Here is a 23,172-nt window from a genome sequence, read left to right on the forward strand (position 1 = left end):
TTTAGACCTCTTCAAATGTATTATAATGGTTCTCAGTATAATAGACTTTATAATCTCCAGTATTATAAACTATTCTTTTAGCACCGCGAATGGTTCCATTGGCATCAATATCACATTCAATGTATTTAGAGTCGCTGTCTGGCAATACATGTTGTCTGTTGGTAAACGTGTCTCCACCTATGCTTTTTCCAGGCGCGTATTTTTTAAGCGGTCCACCATGCCAACCCAACTCCCTAGCTTCGCTTTTTGTAATGTAATTGCCAGGGAGCTTGTGAAACTCTTTAATGTATGATGAAACCTCATCAACTGTACAATATTCCCCACCTTCAACTACGCTAACATCACCTGAATCATCACTTCCAAAGTTTAAAAAGTCAAAAAATCCTGCACTTACAGCTGAAATGGAAAATAAAGCAATTACCAATGCAATGATTAAAACTAGTTTCTTATTCATTTAATCAACTCAATATATTCTTTTATAGCTTCTTTATAATCTCTTAAAGGTTCAAATCCCTTTTCTACCCAATTTCTATTTTCTAAAACAGAATAACTTGGCCTTGGGGCTGGTCTTGCATACTCAGATGCAGTAACCGGAATAACGTCAACATCAATTTCAGCTATTTCAAAGATATACCTTGCAAATTCACACCATGAACAGCTTCCAGAATTAGTTAAATGGTAAATACCATAATAACCAGTTTCGATTAATTGAGATATTGCTCTAGCCAAATCCAGAGCATAAGTTGGAGTTCCAACCTCATCATAAACAACCCAGATTTCAGAATGCTTTTTAGCTAACTCAAGGATTGTCTTTGGAAAATTCCTGCCGTTGATTCCATAGAGCCATGCGGTTCTTAAAATAAAATATTTATCCAATATTTTTTGAATAGCTTCCTCCCCTTTGAGTTTGCTTTTTCCATAAACACTTAATGGACATATTTCATCGCATTCAACCCATGGACGAGTATTCTTACCATTGAAAATATAATCAGTACTAATATGAACTAAAGCACAGTCAATTTTTCGGCAAGCAAGAGCTAAATTTTTAACTCCATCGCTATTTACACTATATGCAAGCTCTCGGTTTTCCTCACAACCATCAACATTTGTATAAGCAGCTGAATTAATAACAATATCCGGATTATTTTCACAAATAGCATCCATGACTTGTTTTTCATCAGTGATGTCTAATGTTTTTGATGTTGTAAGAATTAATTCATGACTATCACCTAAAACTTCAGCCAAATCATGCCCCAACATTCCATTAGAACCCGTAATTAAAATTTTCATTGTATCACTTAAAACTTTTAATATATTAAAATATATATTATACTTTATATTTATAGAAGGGGAGTTGAAATCATGAAAATATGTATTGTTGGCCAAGGCTATATCGGACTTCCAACAGCGGCATTATTCAGCCGTAACCATTGTGAAGTCCTTGGGGTTGATGTTAATGAAAAAATTATTGAAAACTTGAATAAAGGAATAATTCATATAGAAGAACCGGGAATAGCCGACATTATCAAAAAAGCAGTTGAGAGAAAAATATATGCTGCCAGTTTAACTCCTCAAAAAGCGGATGCATTTATCATAACTGTTCCAACACCATACATTGCTGAAAATTACAGCTGCGATTTAAGTTATGTTATTAATGCATGCGAATCTATTTTACCTTATCTTGAACAGGGAAATACTGTTATTATCGAATCTACAATTGCTCCGATGTCAACAGATGAAACCATTAAACCAATATTTGAAAAGGCCGGATTTACAATAGGCAAAGACCTGTATTTGGCACATTGTCCTGAAAGAGTGCTTCCCGGCAAAATAATTGATGAACTGATCCACAATGATAGGATTATTGGTGGCGTAACTCCTGAATGCGCCATTAAAGCTAGTGAAGTTTATGGCAAGTTTGTTGAAGGAGAGTTAATGCTTACAGAAGCAAAAACTGCTGAATTATCAAAATGTATGGAAAACACTTTTCGTGATGTGAACATTGCACTTGCAAATGAATTAACTAAAATTTGTGCTGAAATTGGTGTTAATACACTTGACGTTATTGAAATGGCCAACAAACATCCAAGGGTAAACCTGCACTCACCAGGTCCAGGTGTTGGAGGGCATTGCCTTGCAATTGATCCTTACTTTATTTATGCAAAAGCCCCAAAGACCGCTAAAATTATCAAATTGGCACGCGATACCAATAAATCCATGCCCACATTCGTATGTGACAATGTTAGGAAAATTATTTCAGAAGGCAAAATAGCTGTTCTGGGTGTTTCTTATAAGGGAAATACTGGAGATGACAGGGAAAGCCCGGCTTATGAAATAATTGCTGATTTAAGTAAAGATTATGAAATAGCCATTCATGACCCACATATTGGAAATCCTAATTTTCAAAATCTAAAGGCGGCTACAAAAGATGCTGATTTGATTTTGATTTTATGTGATCATGATGAGTTTAAAAACCTCGATTATGGTTTAATTTCAAAAAACATGTCTGAAACAATAATATTAGATACTAAAAATATAATTAAAGAAGTTCCGGATGAAATTAAATTATTTAATTATGGAAACTTATATGAAATTTAATAGTGCAAAAGTTCCAAATTGGAACTGAAATCAAAAATTAATTGGTTGGTCGGTTTCTATTTGATAGCCACTCCATGCTTTTAGACTACTCCATTCTTCATAAGGTGCGCTCCAAAATACATCATCAGCATTCAAACCTAAAGGCAAGAATACTGTACAACATAGATAAATACTACCAGTTCCAATATTATTTTCACAAAATTCAAGTTGTGAACCATTAAATCCACAAATTAACCATCCATTAGAGTTGAAATTTTGATTGCCTGAAAATTGTTTTTGCAATACTTTTGTAAGTCCACTTCTAACTTGTCCGGGCGTGATGTTTCTTGGCAATATTTTTAATAATGCCGCCTGTGAAAGTAAGTGAAAAACACCGCAACGATAAGCCAGGGACTTTCCAACAATTGGATAAGTTCCTTCAGGAGAAATCATTCTTTCTAATTGTGAAGCTAATCTAGAAGACCTCATTAATTGAACATCTAAAAGTTCACCTTCCTGAAGACCGTATTTTCTCATAACAGTTAAAATATCATTAAGCATTGGATGAATAACTAAACTATTTAGATAATTTACCTCAAATTCTTTACCTTCAGAGTATATTGCATCTCCAAGATAGAAATCGTCTCTAAATTTAGAAATAGCATAGACCAATCTTTCTTTATCGCATTCACCTGTGAATTCCAAAAGTGCTGCTTCAATCATTGATGTATATAATAGCCAATAATTCTCATAAGGTGCTAAAATCCTAGTATTTTTAAGTTCACGGATAATTCTTGCTTGAATATCCATTGGTAAATTAAGCCAAATTTGATTTTTAGCTCTAAGCAATCCTTGAGCAAATAAAGCAACCTCAACTAAAGATTGTTTAGGTTCTACGACAAAAATATAATCATCACTATTTGGATTAACAGCATTTGAAATCGATTTTAATGCTAATTTAATGTATTTTTCACGTGTTTTTCCCTCATCGGAATTGTCAACACCCAATTCTAACCACGGTGCAATCCCATTAAATACACGGGCAAACGCTTCAAGATATGTAAATTTTTGTCCTTCCATATCATTTGATTCATAAGGCATGTTTTTTCTAAGTGTGCCTTTAGATAAGTTATCTAAAATGGGATATGCTATTTTTTGTAATGTTGAAACCCAAAAAATCCTATCTTCCCAAACAGGAAGTTCTTCCTCCATTATATGAGGTTTTTCTTCTTTTTTAAATCTTTTAAAAAATGAGTTGCTCATGAGTAATATATTGTTAAACATTATATATAAACAATCTGTCACTTTGGAGACTGTAAATATGTTGGCTCCCGATTACTTTTTTCAATATCAGGAGTTAATGAAGTAGTGCGTTGATAAATATGCCTATCATGGATTGGAATTTCTTTTTATGTACTTCTGGTGCCGCATTGGTTATTTAATTTTCTATATGGGGTTGGTATTGTCCAATTTTCATTTATGTCATCCATCAGCGAATAAATTTCATGATTCTGTAAAAGCTTTAAAAAAATAATAGATTCTATTTTCAATAATTCAACACATAACATCAAATGGCATTCAATAAAATCCACCACTGAAAAAATAACCTGATGAAAAAAATAAAATCTCAACTAAATTGGCAAAACCTGCAAACATTAAAAAGAATTTATATATCTTGTTAAACAAATACATCTACCATTATTAAGAGGTTTGATATATGCCAACTATGTCTGAAAAAATATTAGCTAGAGCTTCTAAAAAAGAAAACGTGGAAGCTGGAGATATAATTATAGCAAATATTGATGTTGCAATGACCCACGATTTAACTGGCCCTCTTTCTGTTCAATCATTTGAAAAAATTGGAGTTAAAAAAGTATGGGATTCATCAAAAATTGTTATACCTTTTGATCATCAAGTCCCAGCCGATTCCATAGATTCTGCTAATAACCATATTTTAATGAGAGACTTTGTAAAAAAACACAACATTGAACATTTTTATGATGTTAATGCAGGAGTTTGTCATCAAATACTGCCTGAACTTGGCCATGTCGTGCCCGGAGAAGTCATTGTAGGTGCTGATTCGCATACATGTACCCATGGTGCTTTAGGCGCATTTGCAACAGGCGTTGGTTCGACTGATATGGCGATGGTGTTTGCTGAAGGTAATTTATGGTTTAAAGTTCCTGAAACTAATAGGTTTAACATTACCGGCGAATTGAAAGACAATGTTTATGCTAAAGATGTCATCTTACATATTATCAGCAAAATGGGCGCCGATGGATCTACTTATAAAGCATGCGAATTTGCTGGTGAAACAATCTCAAATATGAGCATTTCAGATAGAATGGTTTTATGTAACATGGCTATTGAAATGGGTGGGAAAACCGGTTTAGTAGAACCTGATAAAAAAAGCATTGATTATGTTGAAAAACGTTCCAATAAACCATATAAAGTATTTAAAACTGATTCAGACTCCCCATCTCTTAATATAATTGATATTGATGTTAATGATTTAGAACCTCAAATTGCTTGTCCTCACAATGTTGATAATGTAAAACCGATCAGTGAGGTTGACATAGAAATCGACCAAGTATTTTTAGGTTCATGCACTAACGGTAGACTTAGCGATTTAAGAGATGCTGCAAAAATCCTAAAGGGAAACAGAATAGCTAACGGAACTAGAATGTTAGTTATTCCAGCATCAAAAGAAGTCTATACTAAAGCATTAGATGAAGGATTGCTTAAAATATTTGTTGAATCTGGAGCTCTTGTATCTGCTCCTTGTTGTGGTCCGTGTCTTGGAGGGCACACTGGAATAATTGGACCTGGCGAGGTAAGTCTCTCTACATCCAACAGAAACTTTAAAGGAAGACAGGGTTCACCTGAAGGAGAAGTTTACCTGTCTTCAGCAGCGGTTGCTGCCGCTTCAGCTATTGAAGGAAAAATTGTAGCACCGGAGTGAGATTGTGAAAGGAAAAGCTTGGAAATTTGGAAACGACATAGATACTGACATAATTGTTCCTGGGAGATATCTAATTTATACAGATGAAAAAACCCTGGCCAAACATTGTATGGAAGGTTTGGATTCGAATTTTGATAAAAAATGTTCAAAAGGTGACTTTATCGTTGCAGGTAAGAATTTTGGATGTGGTTCATCACGTGAACATGCTCCAATAGCCCTTAAAGGAGTTGGAGTGGCTGCTGTAATAGCCGAGTCTTTTGCAAGAATATTTTACAGAAATGCTACAAATGTTGGAGTTCCTCTTTTAGAGGCTCCAGGAATTAGTGAAGCTATTGAAAATGAAGAGGAAATTATCGTGGATATGGAAAATGCTACAATCACATCCCAGAATGGAAAAATCATTGAATTTAAAAAATTACCTCCATTCATGTTAGAAATACTAAATCAAGGTGGTTTAATTGAGTACCTCAAAAACAAACAGTTATAAAATTGCAGTAATTCCAGGAGATGGAATCGGCAAAGAGGTAATGGAAGCAACATTGGATGTATTAAACGGATTGGATATTGATTTTAAATATGTTTATGGTGACGCAGGAGATGAATGCCTCGAAAAGACTGGAACAGCACTGCCTAGTGAAACTTTAGATTTGATTATGGATGCTGATGCTTGTTTATTTGGCGCTGCCGGTGAAACTGCAGCAGACGTTATTGTTAAAATACGCCAAGAAATGAAACTGTTTGCTAATTTAAGGCCGGTTAAATCTTATCTCAATACTAACTCATTATTTGATGATATTGACTTTATGATTGTGCGTGAAAATACTGAAGGAGTATATATTGCTGATGAAGAGTCCTATACTGACGATGGAGCGATTGCGAGACGCATTATCACGAAAAAAGCTGAAAAACGTATTATTGAATATGCATTTGAATATGCTAAAAACAATAATAAAACAAAGGTTACGGCTGTTCATAAAGCTAATGTATTGAAAAAAACTGATGGATTGTTTAAAAAAGTTTTCTATGAAGTTGCAAAAGACTATCCTGATATTGCAACCGAGGACTTTTACGTGGATGCAACTGCAATGTATCTTATCACCCAACCAGAAAGTTTTGAAGTTATTGTAACCACCAATCTTTTTGGAGATATTTTATCTGATGAAGGAGCCGGTCTTGTTGGAGGACTTGGTTTGATTCCATCAGCAAATATTGGTGAAGATGGCGCATTATTTGAACCTGTTCATGGTTCGGCACCGGATATTGCAGGCAAAAACATAGCCAATCCAATAGCTATGATGCTTTCAGCCATTATGATGCTTAGATATTTAGGTGAAAATGAATCGGCGAATAAATTTGAAGCTGCAATATTAAAAGTACTAAAGAATGCAAATACTTTAACTGGTGATTTGGGTGGTTTGGCTACCACCACTGAAATAGCCCTTGAAGTTAAAAATAATTTATAAAGGAGAAAAGAAAATATGAATTTCAAAAAATTAACTAAAATACAATTTGCAGCACTTTTTATCATATTTATTATGGTAATAAGTGGGGTGGCAGGATTTTTACTCATTATATTTGCATAAAATAAAGGATTGATAAATATGGTAAAATATGAAATCGCAGCAGTAGTTGCGGAATTTAATTATGATATTACACAAATGATGTTAGAACTTGCAAAAGCGGAAGCGAAAAACAGAGACTGTGAAATTACTAAAGTAATTGCAGTTCCAGGCGTATTTGATATGCCTCTTGTAATTAAAAAATTATTACAAAAAGATGAATACGATGCAATTATCACTCTTGGTGCCGTGATTGAAGGTGCAACTGACCATGATCAAATAGTAGCACAGCATGCTTCCCGTAAAATAGCGGATTTGGCTTTAGAATATGATACTCCAGTAGCACTTGGTATTACCGGTCCCGGTATGACTAGAATGGATGCTCACAGACGTGTTAAAAACGCGAAAAGCGCTGTTGAAGCAGCTATCAAAATGTGCGACAGATTAAAAGAAATCTAGTGATTAAATGGAAATATTAAAACCTAAGGAATTAAAAGAGAAATTCAATGACCCATGGATTGCACCATACAAAAAAGTATTAACTATGGTAGATGGAGATAAAGTAGAACTCATAGAGTACCATCCATGTATTTCAGGGTCACATTGGTTATTACATCAATATAAAAATAATTCCAAGTTAATTGACTCAACCTATCGTGATGGAAACAAGCATGTTTACAAATGCCATGCCGGCTGTGCTCCGCTTGATTTGAAAGCTAGCTTTAATGCTGCTGGAATTGATGAGATTGTTATTGATGGAGATGAAGTCAAAATTACACATGCCGGTCTTGCAGGAGCAGGTGTTGGAGCTGGAATGTGTAGGGGAATGGGTGAAGGTGTTAAATATATTGAGCTTCTTGAAGTTGGTGGAGGCTCAAAAGTTGGAAGAGCGACTGTTGTAACACCTAAACTTGAAAAGGTAGTTATTGGTATCGATGATACCGATACCAAAGATGCAGGTGCTACTTGGACAATGGCTCATAATTTAGGGGTTGAACTTGCAAATGAAGGATTTGAATACTTAGATCATATTATCGTTCAATTATATCCTCATAACCCCCATAAAACTCAAAATTGCGTATCAATTGCTCTTAGTTTTGCTGTCGAATCATTAAAAAAACAAGAATTAATTGATAGAATTATTGAAATCCTTAAAAGAGATACTTTATCTGATAAAACCGCAATAGCCATCTTAGAAGGTTTAGATATTCCTGAAAAATTAAGAAAATATTCTATCGCTACAAAATCCGGAATGATGGATATTGAAACTGCAGAAAGTGTTGCAGAAGAATTAAATATTCCATTAATTGCAGTTACAGGCGAACAAGGAAAAGTTGGCGCTCTTGCAGCTCTTGGTCTTTATGATGATGTTGAAGAGGCTGTAAAAGCCTATGACAAAAAATAATATCTGCATAGTTTGCAGATACGCTTATTTTATTTTTTATAAATTAAAGTCAATGAAATTTTGGCTGACAAAACGCTTTATAGAAGTTGAATTTGTATCCTTAAAGAATATTGAAACGTCATGCCCTTCATATGAAAATGTTTTATTAGAATTCTCTTTAAAGTCAAAGGAAGTATAAAATTCGCCATTTACAGAAATATCATAACTAGATTCGTTTTTAAAAATTCCTGTTGAATTAGCAACAGACACATTATCCAAGAATACTTCATAAACAGACGCATTTTTATTTCTTGAAGATATAGTGAATTTTTCCTTAAATGCGGTAGAATCATTATGCCTATAACTATGACTAACACTAGCCTCCTCAAAAATCTCTTTTAAACGACTGTTTTGAATAACATCCTTAGGTTCAAGTTCTAAATCTTTTTGAACTTCTTTTGGCAATCTCAATACATCTGATTCACCATATCTTGTTTCATTTATCATATATGGTTCGCCAGATATGAAGATCGTGTCATTTATATTAATACCAAGCGTCATCATTGCATCAGCAGGCATTCTGATTTGGTCAGATTCGCCTTCAATAGCTGCATCGATTTTATAGGGACCCCTTACAGAAATAGAATTGTCATTTGGCGTATCATCAGCATAGATTATTAAATTTCTTGAGTTGGGCTCAATTGATAATACTCCATTTTCAAAGTGTGCTGCACCAAGAAATGTCGAAATCATTAAAAGCAAAACAATGATGGATATAATCATTGGAAAATGAATTTTAATAAAAGATCTCAATAAATTCCCTCGCGGAATCTTTTTAAACATTACAATTGATTTTATAACAACCTTAATAATATAATAAATTGCCATTATAAGACCGATTAGCGAAATCATTATTCCCACAGTTAATGGAATTAATTTTACGAAAAATATGGTGAATAAACCTAGAATGACCAATGACAATCCGACAATAGACATTCTAATATAATATCCAATATCATCAATCATCACAACCCTACCATACTTATTAGCACGGTTTATAATTGTTCTTACAACTTCATTAGCCATTAAATTCAAATCAGAAAGTGAAGACATGTCATGCTCAATTGCACCAATATCTACTTCAGTTATGGAAATACCTAATACATCAGCATCAATAACAATACCTACATCCACACCATAATCTTTTTCGAAATTAATCTTTTTTAATATCTCTTTACGTGCTGCAAACTGACCGCTTAACGGCTGTTCAAATGAAATTTCCGGGAAGAAAAAGTTTAAAAGCGGTTTTGCTGTAAGCTCAGTTACACGTCCACTAGCACGTGAAAATTTGGTTTTTGTAATATCTGTTTTACCGCTTAAAATTGGTTTAATCATTGCTTCTACTTTACTGGAAGTTAAATTATAAATATCTGCATCAATAAATGCAATAATATCACATTCAACTTCTTTATAACCTGTGTGTAATGCCTCCCCTTTACCTTTATTAAATTCATGAGAGATTACACGAGCACCTGCTTTAATAGCTTCAGCTTCGGTATTATCCGAAGATCCATCATTAACAACGATGATTTCATCAACAAATGATACTTTCTTAACAACCCCAACAACCTGAGCCACAGTATCCTCTTCATTAAAAGCGGGAATGATTACTGAAACTTTTTGATATTCATTAGCTTTTTCAGTTTTTAAACCAGCCAGTAAAAATACAATAATTACTAAAAACCAAGACAATATAAATTCACCATTTTTAATTTTTACATTAATATTTTTTTAGTTTAAATAGTTATAAATGTTATTATTAAACTAAACAAAAAATTATTAATTGATAATCAATAATATTGAATTAAAAAGAAAAAAGATAATTTTAGGTTGAATTTAATGATTGTTAAAACACTCCAAAAAGAATTAAACTTAGATAATTGGCAGGTTAAAAAAGTAATCAAATTAATTGATGAAGGAAACACAATACCCTTCATTGCAAGGTATAGAAAAGATGTTACCGGTTCACTTAACGATGAAACTTTAAGAAAATTTGATGAAAGGCTTAAATATTTACGTAATCTAGAAAATAGAAAAGAAAAAATCATTAAAAGAATTGATGAAATAGGTAAGCTAAATGAGGATTTGAAAACTCAAATCATGAAAGCCGAAACACAAGTTGAGCTTGAAGATATTTACAGGCCTTTTAAAAGTAAAAAACAAACAAAAGCAACCAAAGCACGTGATAAAGGCTTAGAACCCCTTGCACAAATTATTCTAAAACAAAACGCCAAAGAAAGTATTGAAAAAATAGCTAAAAAATATGTCACAAATGAAGTGAAAACTCCTGAAGAAGCTATTGAAGGTGCACAAGACATTATTGCAGAAATCGTTTCAGACAATTCCACATTCAGAAAAAAAATCCGTCAAAATACATTCTACACAGGCCAGATTGAAACAAAGGCAAAGAACTGTGAAGTTTCAACAGAGTATGATATTTATTACGATTATTCGGAAGCTGTTAAAAAAATACCCCCACATAGAATACTGGCTATTAACCGAGGGGAAAATGAAGGAATTATCAGGGCAAAAATTACCTGCAGCAGCGATGAAATTATAAAATATTTAAACAGACATATGTTGAAAAATATCTCAAAAATACCTGAAAAAGTCGAATACAATAACTACACTACCCCAATTATTAAAGAATCAGTTCGTGATGCTTATAAACGTTTAATTTCACCCACTATCGAGAGAGAAATTAGAAAGTTTTTAACCGAGAAAGCTGAAGAAAAATCAATTAGGGTATTTGCAAAAAACCTTAATCAATTATTAATGGAAAGTCCGTTAGTCGGTAAAACAATTCTTGGTTGGGATCCTGCTTTTAAAACAGGCTGTAAACTTGCAATTGTTGATGAAACAGGCAAGGTGCTTGATACTAGCTTAATTTATCCAACCGCACCACAAAATAAAGTTAAAGAATCAATTAAAACTGTTCGAAGCTTAATTGAAAAGTATGAAATTAATGTTATAGCTATTGGAAATGGAACTGCTTCAAGAGAGTCTGAAGAAATAGTAGCTCAAATTATCAGAAACACAACTGTCGAATACATTATTGTTAATGAAGCTGGTGCATCAGTGTATTCGGCTTCAAAACTTGCAGATGAAGAATTTCCAGATTTTACAGAAGGTGAGAGAAGTGCAGTTTCAATTGCAAGAAGACTTCAAGACCCATTAGCTGAACTTGTTAAAATCGACCCCAAATCAATTGGCGTGGGCCAATATCAGCATGATATGAATCAAAAAGTGTTATCTGAATCTTTAACTGGTGTTGTCGAAAAGGTGGTGAATGAAGTTGGAGTTGACCTTAACACTGCTTCTGTAAGCTTATTAAATTATGTATCAGGAATAGGTGCCACTACAGCTAAAAACATTATTAGATATCGTGAAGAACATGGTAGTTTTGAAAACAGAAAAGAACTTTTAAATGTGGAAAAACTTGGAAAGAAAACTTTTGAACAATGTGCAGGTTTTGTTAAAATTGACAATCCAAACTATCCTCTCGACAATACCACAATACATCCCGAATCATATGACGCCACATTTAAATTATTAGACAAGGTGAATTACTCAATAACAGACATTGGCACCAATTCTCTAAAATTAGATAATATTGACATTGATAAATTATCTAAAGAGCTGGGCCTTGGAGCTGAAAGCCTAAAAAACATTATTCACGAACTTAAAAAACCTGGCCGTGACCCCCGTGAGGAAATGCCGAAACCTATTTTGAGAAAAAATGTAATGTCGATTGATGATTTAGAAGAAGAAATGATAATGCAGGGAACAGTTAGAAACATTGTTGATTTTGGAGCATTTGTTGATATTGGCGTTCATCAAGATGGATTAGTTCATATTTCACAATTGGTGGCTGATAAGTTTGTTAAACATCCTCTTGATATCGTCAGCGTTGGAGATATTGTTGATGTGAAAGTTATCGAAATAGATACCCAGAGAAATAGAATTAATCTTTCAATGATAGTTTAATATATATTAAAATCAATACCTTAAACTGAACAAATTTTTTTAAGAGAGGATTTTTATATGACACCAAAAATAATGATTATTCTTGGAAGTGGATCGGATATTGCTATTGCAGAAAAGGCCATGGATATTTTAGACAAGTTGGAAATATCATACAGCTTAAAGATTGCATCAGCACATAGGACTCCCAATTTAGTTCAGTCAATTGTAATGAAAGGTACTGATGCGGGAATTGAAGTATTTATTGGAATTGCAGGACTGGCCGCCCACTTACCAGGTTCAATTGCTGCCTATACACCAAGACCAGTTATTGGTGTGCCAGTAGATGTTAAAACAAATGGTATAGATGCATTAGAATCAATTGTTCAAATGCCTTATCCATCCCCAATTGCCACTGTTGGAATTGATAGAGGAGACAATGCAGCAATACTTGCAGCCCAATTTATTGGTCTTCATGATGAAGAAGTCCATCAAAAAGTTATTAGTTTAAGAAAGGAATATGCTAAAAAAGTAATAGATAGCAATGAAAGGATTATTCAATCAATTGACAGACCTTATATCAACAATGACTTCCTAAGAATTAAAAATATTGAAATAAATAAAGCTGAAGTCGACGAAAATGAGGGCGGCTGCTGTAAAAACAAAGATGCAGAAGTAGCAATCATTGTTGGAAGGCAAACTGATTTGGGAACTGCTAAAAACGTTACAAAAATATTAGACAGACTTAAAATTACTCATGATACCAAAGTAGTCTGTCCAATCAGATCTACTCGAAAATTCATCAATTATGTTAAATCAATGAAAAAAGCTAAAATTTTCATTGGAATTAGTTCTAACTCATCACAGGTTACCGGAGGAATCGTAGGGCTTACTGCAAGACCGGTAATTGGTGTTCCATGTACTAATGAAGACGGAGACAATTATATGCTAACAACCGTTAACATGCCGCCAGGAGTTCCTGTTGCAACTGTAGGTATTAATAACGGTAAGAATGCTGGAGTGTTAGCTGGTGAAATATTATCTATTGATAATCCGGAAATTGTAGATTTATTAGATAAATTAAAAGATAAAAAAATTACATTTTAGTGATAATATGAACATTGAAGATGAAAATATTATTGAAATTACAGAAGAGCTTTCAAGCGAATATGAAATTTCTAAAGTCCTAAGAGAATATCCTAAAGACACAGTTATTATTAAAAATGTTAAAGGATTTGACATGCCGGTTATTTCAGGAATCTGCAATACTCGTGACAAAATAGCTGAATCTATTAATTGTGAAGTATCTGAAATTACTGAAAAAATTATTGATGCAATGGAAAAACCTATAAAAGTGGATAAATTCACTGATTTTTCCGAATATGACACTTTAGATATTAATTTAGATAAAATACCTATTTTAACTCATTATAAACGTGACGGCGGAGAGTACATTACTGCCGGCGTTGTATTTGCACGTGACCCTGTAACTGGTATTCAAAATGCTTCAATCCACCGCATGATGGTGCTTGACAATAAAAGATTAGTCATTAGGATTGTACCAAGAAATCTTTATACTTACTTCCAAAATGCTCAAAAAGTAGGAAAAGATTTAGATATTGCAATAGCTATTGGAATGGATCCTGCAAGTTTACTGGCAAGTACTACTTCCATTCCTATTGATTATGATGAAATGGATGTTGCAAATGCATTTAAAAATGGGGAGCTTGAATTAATCAAATGTGGGGATTTAAAACTTCCTCAAGCAGACATTATCCTTGAAGGTAAAATATCTGTAAGTGAAACTATTGCTGAAGGACCATTTGTTGATTTAACCGATACTTATGACAGTATCCGTGACCAACCAATAATTAATTTAAGCAAAATGCATATTAAAAAAGAAAATCCATGCTATCATGCTATTGTTCCAGCCGGATTTGAACATAAATTATTGCAAGGTCTCCCGCAAGAGCCAAGAATATATAAAGCCGTTAAAAATGCAGTTCCAACAGTTGAAAATGTTGTTTTAACTGAAGGTGGATGTTGTTGGTTACATGCAGTTGTATCCATTAATAAACAAACTGAAGGTGATGGTAAAAATGCCATTATGGCAGCGTTATCTGCTCACCCTTCACTTAAACATTGCACTGTTGTAGATGCTGATGTTGATGTATTTGATGCTGAAGATGTTGAATATGCAATAGCTACACGTGTAAAAGGTGACCATGATATCATTATTGTCCCTAATGTACGTGGTTCATCCCTTGATCCTGTAGCTGAAAGTGATGGTACAACTACTAAAATTGGAGTAGATGCTACCAAATCACTTAAAACATTGGAAAAATTTGAAAGAGTTAGTTTTGGAGAATAAACTAACTTTTTTTATTTATTGTTATTAATCTACATAAATATTTAACTCGACTTATGATTATGGATTAATTTAATTAAAAATAGCTAGTATAATTATTAAGATTATTAAAATATAATCAAAATAAAAGCAGGAATCTATTATTTAAATAAAGTATAATGATAATCAGAAAATAGAATTTATGGAAATATTTAGTGATTTTTTCTTATTTTTACTTTAATTTTACAGTATTGCCCTTAAATATAAATATTCTATTTTATATTTGAAATTTTATATTGAATTAAAAAACAAGCATTAAACGTGTATAATAGAGAATTTAATCCCTATTTTTTAAAATTATGAATAATATAGATTGTATGAAATTAAAGCAAGAAAATTAACTCAAAAATTGAAAAATTATGACTAAAATTTAAAACAAGTAAATTTAACACATTCGCAGATTAAAAAAAGATTAGGATTTAAAAAAATCCTAAGAGATTATAAGTTATTTATTCATAATAACTTTCACCAGTAACCCAGTTATAAACTTGAATCCTGTAAAGTGAAACATAAAATTTATAAGAGGTCTTATAACTTCCTATACGGTACTTATAAAATACATTATTATAATGCCATCCCTTTTTAGCATATTTTTTTAGTATTTTTATCAGGTTTTTCTTCATTTTTTTCTTCATTTTTTTTGATATTTTATTTAGCTTTTTCTTATATTTGTTTTTAAACCATTTAGTTTTAATTTTAAATTTCAATATGGTAACTTTAGTCCAAGATGTTGTTTTCTGAACTGTATTTGAAGTATCCACACCTGTAGAAGATAATGTGTTTTTATTTGTTAATAAAACAGGAGCATTATTTTCCATGTTTACTGCTAATTTATTTGAAGTATCTGGTGAACTATTATTTTCAGCATTAGTGCTTAAAGGTTCATCCTCAGCATTGGACAATGAATAATTCTCATCAACACCAGCACTTAAAGGTTCATCATCAACACCAGCGACAACATCTTCATCAGCGCTAGATACGGTATCATTTATATCATTTGTAGCTGAAACAATGCCGACAGCTAAACTGAATATTACAAGAAATATTATTATTTTCTTTATCATTATTAACACCTTTATATGTTTTTTATAATAGCTTATATAAGTATTTAATTATATGATTATTAATGACTCTTTCAAAAACTTGTGTGATAACTAATTTTTCGATTAATCTATTCATTTAAATTTTTCAAAATAACTGATTAATTAGCTTTAAATTATAAAAATAACTCCAAATATTAAGAAAAAGTTTTTAATAAAAAACTTGCAAATATTTAAATCAAACAAGTTTTTGAAAGTGCCTTATTAATAATATTAAATATTTCCTAAATAAACATTCATGATTCCTTTATCAAATGCAATTTCACGAGCTTTAAACAATGTGTCAGGATTAGTAGGAGTAATATTTAACATTTTATAATAAGGAAAAGCTCTTGAAAAATGTAGTGGAACATCTGAACCCAGATTATTTACAATGAAATCACATAATTTTTCAATCTCTTGGGTGGAATCATTATAACCATCAATAATAAGATTTGTAATTTCCAAATGTTTTCCATCTTGATATATTCTTTCTATATTCTCTAAGACAACATCTAAATCTGCACTGCATATTTTTTTATAAAACTTTTTAGACATGGATTTCAGGTCTATATTGAATGCATCAACAAATCCCAAAACCTCATCAAGGGATTTTGCTGAATAATATCCATTACTTACATAGATAACTTTTAAACCTTTATGTTTTGCTAAAATAGAGGTTTTTTTAGAAAAAGGTAAGTGTATAGTAGGTTCATTATAGGTCCAAGAAATTGACTTGCAATTATAATTAATTGCATTTTCCACAATCGCTTCTGGTGTTATTTCAATGCCCATGGACAATTTATCATATTCTTGTGAAATAAGATAGTTCTGACAGTGCAGACAGGCCATATTGCACCCAAATCCACCTATCGAATATGTAAATGTTCCAGGTAAAAATTTGTTTAAAGGCTTTTTTTCAACAGGATCCGATGAAAGTGATGAAACAATACCATAAGACTCATCAAATAACTCGCCATTAATATTTTTGTATTGACGGCATATTCCCACATTACCTTCAGCAATTTTACAGTAATTTGCACAAATTTCACATCGAATCTTTTGAGTTTTAGAACTCTTTTTGTACAATTCCCTACTCACTAACATAATGTTCATAGCCTTTATTTTTAATCCTTTCAACAAAACCGTTTTCTAAAGTAAGTTCTACAACATCAGAATCAGTTACCTCACCAATGACCAAACAATCAATTGGTAATTTTTCTAAATTATCTTTTGAAATGGTGAACAATAGCTCAAAGTCTTCACCAACGTGTAAAATTAAGTCCAAGTAATCTAAATTTAAATTGCAAGACAGTGATTTGAACTCCTCGGTGATATTCAACATGTCTTCATAAATCATGAATCCGAAATTATCTTTTTTTATCTCATATAATTCACTTGCAAGCCCATCAGTTATATCAGTTGCAGATGTGGCAAAATCCTTTAAAACCAAACCTTCATTAATTCTGGCTTTAGGATTTAGAGCTTTTTTAGAGTAAATATTATCTAAAGAATCTAATTCAAAACCAAGAGCTGCAAGACCTATGCTGCCTGTGATGGCTATTAAATCACCTTTATTGTAAGTATCCTTCATTAATGGCTTATCGGTTAGGCCTAAGGCAGTTCCAGTTATGATAATTTCAGATGCTTCATTAGTATCCCCGCCGATTAATGGAATATGATAATATTCACAAGCTTTCAAGACACCGTCAATTATTTCTTTAAAAGAGTCAATTGTTAAATCCTTTGGAAGAGCTATTGCAAGTAAAAAACCTAATGGTTCTGCTCCCATGGCTGCAAGATCACTTACATTAACTGTGACTGCCTTAAATCCCATGTCAAAATAAGATATGTTTTTTGGGAAGTGTCTTGACTGAATCAGCATGTCACAAGTTGAAATTATATTTGTAGAACTAAATTCAGTAATGGCTGTGTCATCGGGAGTAATATATTTTGAATTGGCAATAATATATCTTACCAATTCCTTTTCACCAATATCAGAGACTTTGAGAGTCATGAATATTAGTATAAATTTTAAAATAAATAAATATAATTAAAAAAATTTCAGAACTATAAGTGTTCTGAAACTCTCTCTTTTATAATTTCATACATTCTTGAATCAATTCCAAGAGGGTCGGTTAATACGATTTCACCATCAAATTCAACCGGTTCATCATCATGGTCATGGTGGTGATGATGATGTCCGTGATTATGATTATGGTCATCGTGGTGATGATGGTGATGATGATGACCACCAGAGACTTCACTTTCATCAAAATCACTTTCAATACCCAGCAACCCCGGAATATCCCTTTTTGTATGTAGTCCATGTGCAACAAAAACCGGTACAACAACGATTTTATCTAAATCGTTTTCTTCACTTAATTTTTTAATAGTTTCTGGAATACCTGGTTTTCTGATTTCCATAAATCCATATTCTACTGGCATATCTGGAAATTCTTCTGTATACATTTCTTTATACGATTTAATTACTTCTTCGCCATCGTCCAATCTTGAGCCATGACTTAAAAGTAATATTCCTGTTTTCTTATCAGACATATTTTAACACCTATTAGTCAATAATAATTAATTTTAAAGTTAAATTCACTTAAGTTACCTTGAATAAAAAATTTTTCAAAAAAATATATGGAAAATTTATAATTTTTTATTTACCATGTCAATTAAAATGTCAATTAAGATATCATCAGCCTTAATTGGTTCCGGATAGAGTATTTCACCATCAAAGTCCACTGGAGTTAAATCATGAGTGTGGTCATGACCGTGTCCATGGTCGTGATGATGATGCTCATGCTCATGGTCATCTAAAAAGCCTAAGATATGTGGAATATCATGAGTGGTGTGCATTCCAGGAGCAATGAATACTGGAACAACGACTAATCTTTCCAAATCATTTTCATCGACTAATTTATCGATAGATTCTGGAATGCTAGGACCACATAATTCCATAAATCCAAAACTTGATGGAACATCACAATTTTTTTCAAATTTATTATATAATTCCGTTGCAAATTCTTTATTATAATTTAATCTAGACCCATGAGTTACAAGCAAAATACCAGTTTTTGCACTGTCATCTAGCTTAGATTCAGCTAATGCTTCTTTGATTCTTTTATCTATAATATCTAAAAGTTCATCGCATGGCCCAATAGAACCTAATAACTCAATATCTCCGTCAAAATCAACATCATCTGCAATAGATAAATAATGTTCATCCGGATAATTACCATCAGGACATCTTGGGTCTTCTTCTAAAGGATCTAAACCTAATAATTGTGGAATGTCAATATTAGTGTGAATTCCTGGAGCTAAAAATACAGGTAGCGCAAGGATTTTATTTAAATCATCTACTTCATCTTTTAGAATTTCTACAGCCCCTGCAATAGCAGGTTCAGATACTTTCATATATCCAATTTCAGTTGCAAGACCTGATTTTTTGATAAACTTTTCTTTTATTTCTCCAAATACCTTTTCGGCATAAGGCAAAGTACTTCCATGACTTACAAGAATAACTGCAGTATTATTTGATAACCTTGAATTTGTATCCATAAGAGATAACTCCGTCTTTTCCATCCTCTCTAATTCTTCTGAATACCATTTCCACATCGTCACCAATTTCTAAGCTTTCAACGTCACAATCCACAAGTTGTGAAGTTAATTTTGCACCTTCTTCAAGTTCGATTACAGCTACAGCATATGGTGCGGCCTTTTTAAAATCATCTGGTGCTGATCTGATAACAGAATAAGTATATATTTTACCTTTTCCTGAAAATTGGAAAGGTTCAAGATCTCCTTTTCTTCTACAATTAGGACAAACTACACGAGATGGGAAGAATAATTCACCACAGGTGTTACATTTGGAACCTATAAGATTGTATCTTTGTTGTATATGTCTCCATGTTCTTACAGTATCGGACATGTAAATCCTCCTATAATTTTCAATATGTATAGTATATTCACAATAATATAAAAAACTATTTTTTTTATTACATTTTTTTGGGATTTTTAAAATAAGTATTACATAATTGTGTAAAATCATAGAGTCACACTTCAAAAATTAATTTATAAATTACTAGCTAAACTTTTAAAAATGAAAAGAAAGAAACTCGACTCAAAAGGCAATATTATTGCAGGTACTACGGCAATCTTGATTGTATCTTTAATATTGATTTGTGTTTTTGTTGTTGGCTCATTAAACTATATTCAAAACTCAAACATTAATTCTGAAGCCAACGATAATTTTAAATATATTATTGAAGACTATTCAAGGAATTTAGAAGTGCTCGCAGGTCAATCAATATCTGAAGCAACCGAAAAAGTATACAAAGGACTGCCTGTATGGAACAGTGAAGACCAAATTAAAAAGAACTTAAACAGACATTTAGATGAAAAAAACAAAGAATATAAAGATAAATATGATATTGACTTATCATCTGAAACAATTTCGGTTGAACCAACAGATTCGCCATGGCATGTGCTATTTAAAGTAAAATTGAATGGTAAAAAAGGCTGTGAATCGTTTTCACATGTTATTGAAAGAAATGCATCAATTGAAGGTTTGAGAGACCCGTTGCCTGTTGCAAAGCTTACAATAGCTTCTGGTATTATGGCTTATGACAATAAAATACATTATAAAACTGCCCTATCTGCTTATATGTTACTGCATAACTTTGACTCTCCAGAATCCTATATTGAAGCAACGGCACCATTAATAATAAAAAAATGCCCTTATGATCCTTATGTTCATCATGGTGATCCCGGTGTATTGAAAGATTGCCTAGATAGTGGATATTTTCATGAAAGTGCTGATGGAAGCTGCTATTTATGCAGATTGGAAGGTAAAGGCAAATGCCCCCATTATGGTATGGAAGTATTTATTCAGACACATACTCCTTTAAATAATGAATCATTATCCTGTTCAGATCATGTGGTCTTTGCAGATCACTATAATGGAAAAAAGATTGATCCTGATGATTGGGACAGTCTGATTTTAGACAGCTCACATAGAAAAAAGTATGGGTTGAGAGGAAATGAAAGTTATTGAAATAAGCATAATTTTAATAATGGTTTTGTTAATCTTTGGCGTGATTTTAACATCTGCTGAAAATTCTCTTGATAAGGTTATTAAAGCTCAAGAAATAAACAATATGGAGAAATTAACTTCAGAAGTTATTGACAGTTTAATTAATAATCCTGGAGTGCCCGATAATTGGAATGATTATGGAAAAGGAACCCCAGGTCTTGCAATAGTTAATACTGACGGCCAAATAGTGCCAAATAGTGTTAGCTATCAAAAATTAATAGCTCTTGGAAATGATTATAACAAGTTAGTATATGACAAGTTATTTAATTCCAAAATCCACACGTCAATGGAACTGATTCAAAAAGAGAGTACTGTTTCAAGTGTAAAAATTGGGGAGTTAGACGAAAGTGATGATGTTTTTTTACTTTCAAGACTAGTGAAATGCGACTTTTACAAAAGTTATGTTTTAAAAGATTTTCAAAATGAAGGAAAATGCAACAAACATCACAATCAGGATAAACACAGCTGTAATTACTTTAAAGTATTTAAAGGCAATCTTAAAAATTCAGATTACTACTTATTAATTGATAACACTGAAAAATATGATTTATCCTATATTATTGGCTCAACAAGGGTTGTTAAAGAACAATATTGGAGTAAAGCAATAAGCGACACAATATACTTAAATGACAAAATAGAATTTTATGATGATACAAGTGCTGTTGTGTTCATTCATCTAGATAAAGCAAAACCTAGAGCATTGCTTGTTTCTGTTCCAAAAGACTTCAATAAAGACTTTTTAGAATATGACTACTTTAGAACAAATGACTGTCAATTTGTTTTAAGGGCATGGTATTAAAATTAAACTAAAACCCCTAAAAAAAGTAAAGACATGCTAATCAATATTAAACTAGAAATTGAATCGGTTATGCTGGTTGAAATTGGAATTACAATATTATCAGGATCTAAATTATTATTGTAAGATGTAACTGACACATAATAAACAATGAGAATGATGATACTTACTAAAATAACTCCAGATGATGTTGATATTTCAACCAGTTTATCAAATCCAACACCTACAACACCTAAAGCATAAGAAGAGGCTTCAGCTAAAAGACCAATTACCGGAAAGATAATAACTGCTAAAATCAAACTGATTATGAAATTATGAATAGACTCCCCTTCCGGTTTTCTTAACGGTTCAATTAAACCTGAATGAAGACCGGAAGATAATCTAGCTCCTAAAATACTTATTAAACTTCCACTTTCACCTGAAAACAATGGAACTAATGTTAATAAGCTAGGATTAGTTAATAATGTTTCGACCGCTAAGTTTAAAATCCCTCCTGCTGCCCCTCCTAAAAAGGAACACAAAAGCAAAACAGGAGTGGATTGTTTTAAAATTGCATTAGTTTCATAAGATAGTTTATAGCAATGAATAAAACTAACAACGATTGCTATTAATAGTATAATAAGAATAACATCTTTAACAATGAAATTGAAGCTAATAAAATTTAAAATAAATACAGATAAAATTATAGCTGGAAGGGTAAATAAATCGCCGAATGCTGCAATAATTGGACTTGTTATATTGTCTGGATCCCAGCCATGTTCAAAACTTTTAAATGAAACAAACATGGTAATTGGAAGCATAATCAAATTTGAAATTATGCCTGCAACAATACTAATCAATATAAAATCAATTAGATCCATTGAAGGTTGATGTAATAAAACACACAATATTTTTGCTATAATGCCTAAAAATAAAGACAGCACTAATGTTAAAACAAAGGATGAGAATATATTATAATTTAAGTCTTGTGAAAACTCAAATTTTGGTGATATTATGCCGATGTGAAGATTGCTTGATAATCTTGAAGCAAATGAACCAAAAATATTTCCTCTCATGCCGATGGCTCCAGGAATTATTACTAAAAGTCCTGGAAATGTTTCAAGGAAAAAAGTCATTTTACCAAGTATAATACCGGCGATTAAATCTCCTATAGCACAAATTAACAGAGCTATGAGACTTTCTTTTATAATTGATTCGTGTTCTTTGAGAAAATCAGGAAATGTTGAAAGTACAGATAGTGAACTGCGAATCTTCTTCTGCTGTCTTTTTTTCACAATTATCACT

22 protein-coding genes are annotated in these 23,172 nt (G+C 32.2%); 11 read left to right on the forward strand and 11 right to left on the reverse strand.

What is annotated here, in order from left to right:
* Window position 1: 1 nt before the first annotated feature.
* On the reverse strand, window positions 2–454 hold the full coding sequence (locus tag Q9968_RS05480; RefSeq protein ID WP_305514248.1) for a ribonuclease domain-containing protein: 453 nt from the start codon (window positions 452–454) through the stop codon (window positions 2–4).
* Window positions 451–1,290: a dTDP-4-dehydrorhamnose reductase gene (gene rfbD, locus Q9968_RS05485; protein WP_305514250.1), complete on the reverse strand. Its 840-nt coding sequence runs from the start codon at window positions 1,288–1,290 to the stop codon at window positions 451–453. The genes Q9968_RS05480 and rfbD overlap by 4 nt, the downstream gene beginning before the upstream one ends.
* A gap of 72 nt (window positions 1,291–1,362) precedes the next feature.
* Here rfbD and Q9968_RS05490 point away from each other — a divergent pair, with 72 nt between their 5' ends.
* Entirely contained in the window at window positions 1,363–2,598 is a 1,236-nt protein-coding gene (locus tag Q9968_RS05490; protein ID WP_305514252.1) for a nucleotide sugar dehydrogenase, read from the forward strand.
* Between the two features lie 30 nt (window positions 2,599–2,628).
* On the opposite strand, the gene Q9968_RS05495 is transcribed toward Q9968_RS05490, so the two are convergent.
* Window positions 2,629–3,861, reverse strand: a complete 1,233-nt coding sequence (locus Q9968_RS05495; protein WP_305514254.1) for a DUF2264 domain-containing protein — start codon at window positions 3,859–3,861, stop codon at window positions 2,629–2,631.
* Between the two features lie 433 nt (window positions 3,862–4,294).
* Here Q9968_RS05495 and hacA point away from each other — a divergent pair, with 433 nt between their 5' ends.
* From hacA to mmp11, 5 genes are all read left to right on the forward strand, one after another.
* The gene (gene hacA / locus Q9968_RS05500; protein ID WP_305514256.1) at window positions 4,295–5,539 is read left to right on the forward strand and encodes a homoaconitase large subunit; all 1,245 of its coding nucleotides are present in this window, start codon (window positions 4,295–4,297) and stop codon (window positions 5,537–5,539) included.
* 4 nt (window positions 5,540–5,543) lie between these two features.
* The gene (locus tag Q9968_RS05505; protein WP_305514258.1) at window positions 5,544–6,026 is read left to right on the forward strand and encodes a 3-isopropylmalate dehydratase small subunit; all 483 of its coding nucleotides are present in this window, start codon (window positions 5,544–5,546) and stop codon (window positions 6,024–6,026) included.
* Complete coding sequence (locus Q9968_RS05510) at window positions 5,998–7,002, forward strand: isocitrate/isopropylmalate family dehydrogenase (protein WP_305514260.1); 1,005 nt, start codon at window positions 5,998–6,000, stop codon at window positions 7,000–7,002. Before Q9968_RS05505 ends, Q9968_RS05510 begins: the two co-directional genes overlap by 29 nt.
* A 138-nt stretch (window positions 7,003–7,140) precedes the next feature.
* Window positions 7,141–7,557 (forward strand): 6,7-dimethyl-8-ribityllumazine synthase, encoded by a 417-nt coding sequence (ribH, locus tag Q9968_RS05515; protein ID WP_305514262.1) that lies wholly within the window; start codon window positions 7,141–7,143, stop codon window positions 7,555–7,557.
* Window positions 7,558–7,564: 7 nt separating this feature from the next.
* Window positions 7,565–8,503, forward strand: coding sequence for a methanogenesis marker protein 11 (mmp11, locus tag Q9968_RS05520; protein WP_305514264.1), 939 nt, complete (start codon window positions 7,565–7,567; stop codon window positions 8,501–8,503).
* Between the two features lie 36 nt (window positions 8,504–8,539).
* Here mmp11 and Q9968_RS05525 read toward each other — a convergent pair whose 3' ends face one another.
* Window positions 8,540–10,234: a glycosyltransferase gene (locus Q9968_RS05525; protein ID WP_305514265.1), complete on the reverse strand. Its 1,695-nt coding sequence runs from the start codon at window positions 10,232–10,234 to the stop codon at window positions 8,540–8,542.
* Window positions 10,235–10,381: 147 nt separating this feature from the next.
* Here Q9968_RS05525 and Q9968_RS05530 point away from each other — a divergent pair, with 147 nt between their 5' ends.
* The 3 genes from Q9968_RS05530 to Q9968_RS05540 are packed head-to-tail and all read left to right on the forward strand — an operon-like array spanning window position 10,382 to window position 14,876.
* Window positions 10,382–12,529 (forward strand): Tex family protein, encoded by a 2,148-nt coding sequence (locus tag Q9968_RS05530; RefSeq protein ID WP_305514267.1) that lies wholly within the window; start codon window positions 10,382–10,384, stop codon window positions 12,527–12,529.
* 57 nt (window positions 12,530–12,586) lie between these two features.
* A complete protein-coding gene (purE, locus tag Q9968_RS05535; RefSeq protein ID WP_305514269.1) occupies window positions 12,587–13,612 on the forward strand; it encodes a 5-(carboxyamino)imidazole ribonucleotide mutase in 1,026 nt (341 codons plus the stop codon).
* 7 nt (window positions 13,613–13,619) lie between these two features.
* Window positions 13,620–14,876: a UbiD family decarboxylase gene (locus tag Q9968_RS05540; protein WP_305514271.1), complete on the forward strand. Its 1,257-nt coding sequence runs from the start codon at window positions 13,620–13,622 to the stop codon at window positions 14,874–14,876.
* Window positions 14,877–15,361: 485 nt separating this feature from the next.
* Here Q9968_RS05540 and Q9968_RS05545 read toward each other — a convergent pair whose 3' ends face one another.
* From Q9968_RS05545 to Q9968_RS05570, 6 genes are all read right to left on the reverse strand, one after another.
* On the reverse strand, window positions 15,362–15,976 hold the full coding sequence (locus tag Q9968_RS05545) for a hypothetical protein (RefSeq protein WP_305514273.1): 615 nt from the start codon (window positions 15,974–15,976) through the stop codon (window positions 15,362–15,364).
* Window positions 15,977–16,225: 249 nt separating this feature from the next.
* Window positions 16,226–17,098, reverse strand: a complete 873-nt coding sequence (gene amrS / locus Q9968_RS05550; protein ID WP_305514275.1) for an AmmeMemoRadiSam system radical SAM enzyme — start codon at window positions 17,096–17,098, stop codon at window positions 16,226–16,228.
* Complete coding sequence (gene thiL, locus Q9968_RS05555; protein ID WP_305514277.1) at window positions 17,085–18,008, reverse strand: thiamine-phosphate kinase; 924 nt, start codon at window positions 18,006–18,008, stop codon at window positions 17,085–17,087. The genes amrS and thiL overlap by 14 nt, the downstream gene beginning before the upstream one ends.
* A 53-nt stretch (window positions 18,009–18,061) precedes the next feature.
* Window positions 18,062–18,550, reverse strand: a complete 489-nt coding sequence (cfbA, locus tag Q9968_RS05560; RefSeq protein WP_305514279.1) for a sirohydrochlorin nickelochelatase — start codon at window positions 18,548–18,550, stop codon at window positions 18,062–18,064.
* Between the two features lie 96 nt (window positions 18,551–18,646).
* The gene (gene cfbA / locus Q9968_RS05565) at window positions 18,647–19,558 is read right to left on the reverse strand and encodes a sirohydrochlorin nickelochelatase (RefSeq protein WP_305514281.1); all 912 of its coding nucleotides are present in this window, start codon (window positions 19,556–19,558) and stop codon (window positions 18,647–18,649) included.
* Window positions 19,530–19,928: a Zn-ribbon domain-containing OB-fold protein gene (locus Q9968_RS05570; RefSeq protein ID WP_305514283.1), complete on the reverse strand. Its 399-nt coding sequence runs from the start codon at window positions 19,926–19,928 to the stop codon at window positions 19,530–19,532. Before Q9968_RS05570 ends, cfbA (Q9968_RS05565) begins: the two co-directional genes overlap by 29 nt.
* 171 nt (window positions 19,929–20,099) lie before the next feature.
* Here Q9968_RS05570 and Q9968_RS05575 point away from each other — a divergent pair, with 171 nt between their 5' ends.
* A complete protein-coding gene (locus Q9968_RS05575) occupies window positions 20,100–21,053 on the forward strand; it encodes a hypothetical protein (protein ID WP_305514285.1) in 954 nt (317 codons plus the stop codon).
* Window positions 21,040–21,891, forward strand: coding sequence for a hypothetical protein (locus Q9968_RS05580; protein ID WP_305514287.1), 852 nt, complete (start codon window positions 21,040–21,042; stop codon window positions 21,889–21,891). The genes Q9968_RS05575 and Q9968_RS05580 overlap by 14 nt, the downstream gene beginning before the upstream one ends.
* A gap of 2 nt (window positions 21,892–21,893) precedes the next feature.
* Here the strand turns inward: Q9968_RS05580 and Q9968_RS05585 are convergent, their stop codons facing one another.
* Entirely contained in the window at window positions 21,894–23,162 is a 1,269-nt protein-coding gene (locus Q9968_RS05585; protein WP_305514289.1) for a magnesium transporter, read from the reverse strand.
* Window positions 23,163–23,172 lie beyond the last annotated feature (10 nt).

Origin of the sequence: Methanobrevibacter sp. V14, from assembly GCF_963082475.1 — an archaeon.
In the GTDB taxonomy this organism is placed as follows: domain Archaea; phylum Methanobacteriota; class Methanobacteria; order Methanobacteriales; family Methanobacteriaceae; genus Methanocatella.

Bases quoted from the DNA above. Each gene is read 5' to 3' on its own strand.
- Q9968_RS05530 (WP_305514267.1), top strand. From the start codon at position 10,382: ATGATTGTTAAAACACTCCAAAAAGAATTAAACTTAGATAATTGGCAG.
- purE (WP_305514269.1), top strand. From the start codon at position 12,587: ATGACACCAAAAATAATGATTATTCTTGGAAGTGGATCGGATATTGCT.
- thiL (WP_305514277.1), bottom strand. From the start codon at position 18,008: ATGACTCTCAAAGTCTCTGATATTGGTGAAAAGGAATTGGTAAGATAT.
- amrS (WP_305514275.1), bottom strand. From the start codon at position 17,098: ATGTTAGTGAGTAGGGAATTGTACAAAAAGAGTTCTAAAACTCAAAAG.
- Q9968_RS05580 (WP_305514287.1), top strand. From the start codon at position 21,040: ATGAAAGTTATTGAAATAAGCATAATTTTAATAATGGTTTTGTTAATC.
- Q9968_RS05480 (WP_305514248.1), bottom strand. From the start codon at position 454: ATGAATAAGAAACTAGTTTTAATCATTGCATTGGTAATTGCTTTATTT.
- cfbA (WP_305514279.1), bottom strand. From the start codon at position 18,550: ATGTCTGATAAGAAAACAGGAATATTACTTTTAAGTCATGGCTCAAGA.
- Q9968_RS05490 (WP_305514252.1), top strand. From the start codon at position 1,363: ATGAAAATATGTATTGTTGGCCAAGGCTATATCGGACTTCCAACAGCG.
- rfbD (WP_305514250.1), bottom strand. From the start codon at position 1,290: ATGAAAATTTTAATTACGGGTTCTAATGGAATGTTGGGGCATGATTTG.
- mmp11 (WP_305514264.1), top strand. From the start codon at position 7,565: ATGGAAATATTAAAACCTAAGGAATTAAAAGAGAAATTCAATGACCCA.
- Q9968_RS05575 (WP_305514285.1), top strand. From the start codon at position 20,100: ATGAAAAGAAAGAAACTCGACTCAAAAGGCAATATTATTGCAGGTACT.
- Q9968_RS05570 (WP_305514283.1), bottom strand. From the start codon at position 19,928: ATGTCCGATACTGTAAGAACATGGAGACATATACAACAAAGATACAAT.
- Q9968_RS05545 (WP_305514273.1), bottom strand. From the start codon at position 15,976: ATGATAAAGAAAATAATAATATTTCTTGTAATATTCAGTTTAGCTGTC.
- hacA (WP_305514256.1), top strand. From the start codon at position 4,295: ATGCCAACTATGTCTGAAAAAATATTAGCTAGAGCTTCTAAAAAAGAA.
- Q9968_RS05540 (WP_305514271.1), top strand. From the start codon at position 13,620: ATGAACATTGAAGATGAAAATATTATTGAAATTACAGAAGAGCTTTCA.
- cfbA (WP_305514281.1), bottom strand. From the start codon at position 19,558: ATGGATACAAATTCAAGGTTATCAAATAATACTGCAGTTATTCTTGTA.
- Q9968_RS05495 (WP_305514254.1), bottom strand. From the start codon at position 3,861: ATGTTTAACAATATATTACTCATGAGCAACTCATTTTTTAAAAGATTT.
- ribH (WP_305514262.1), top strand. From the start codon at position 7,141: ATGGTAAAATATGAAATCGCAGCAGTAGTTGCGGAATTTAATTATGAT.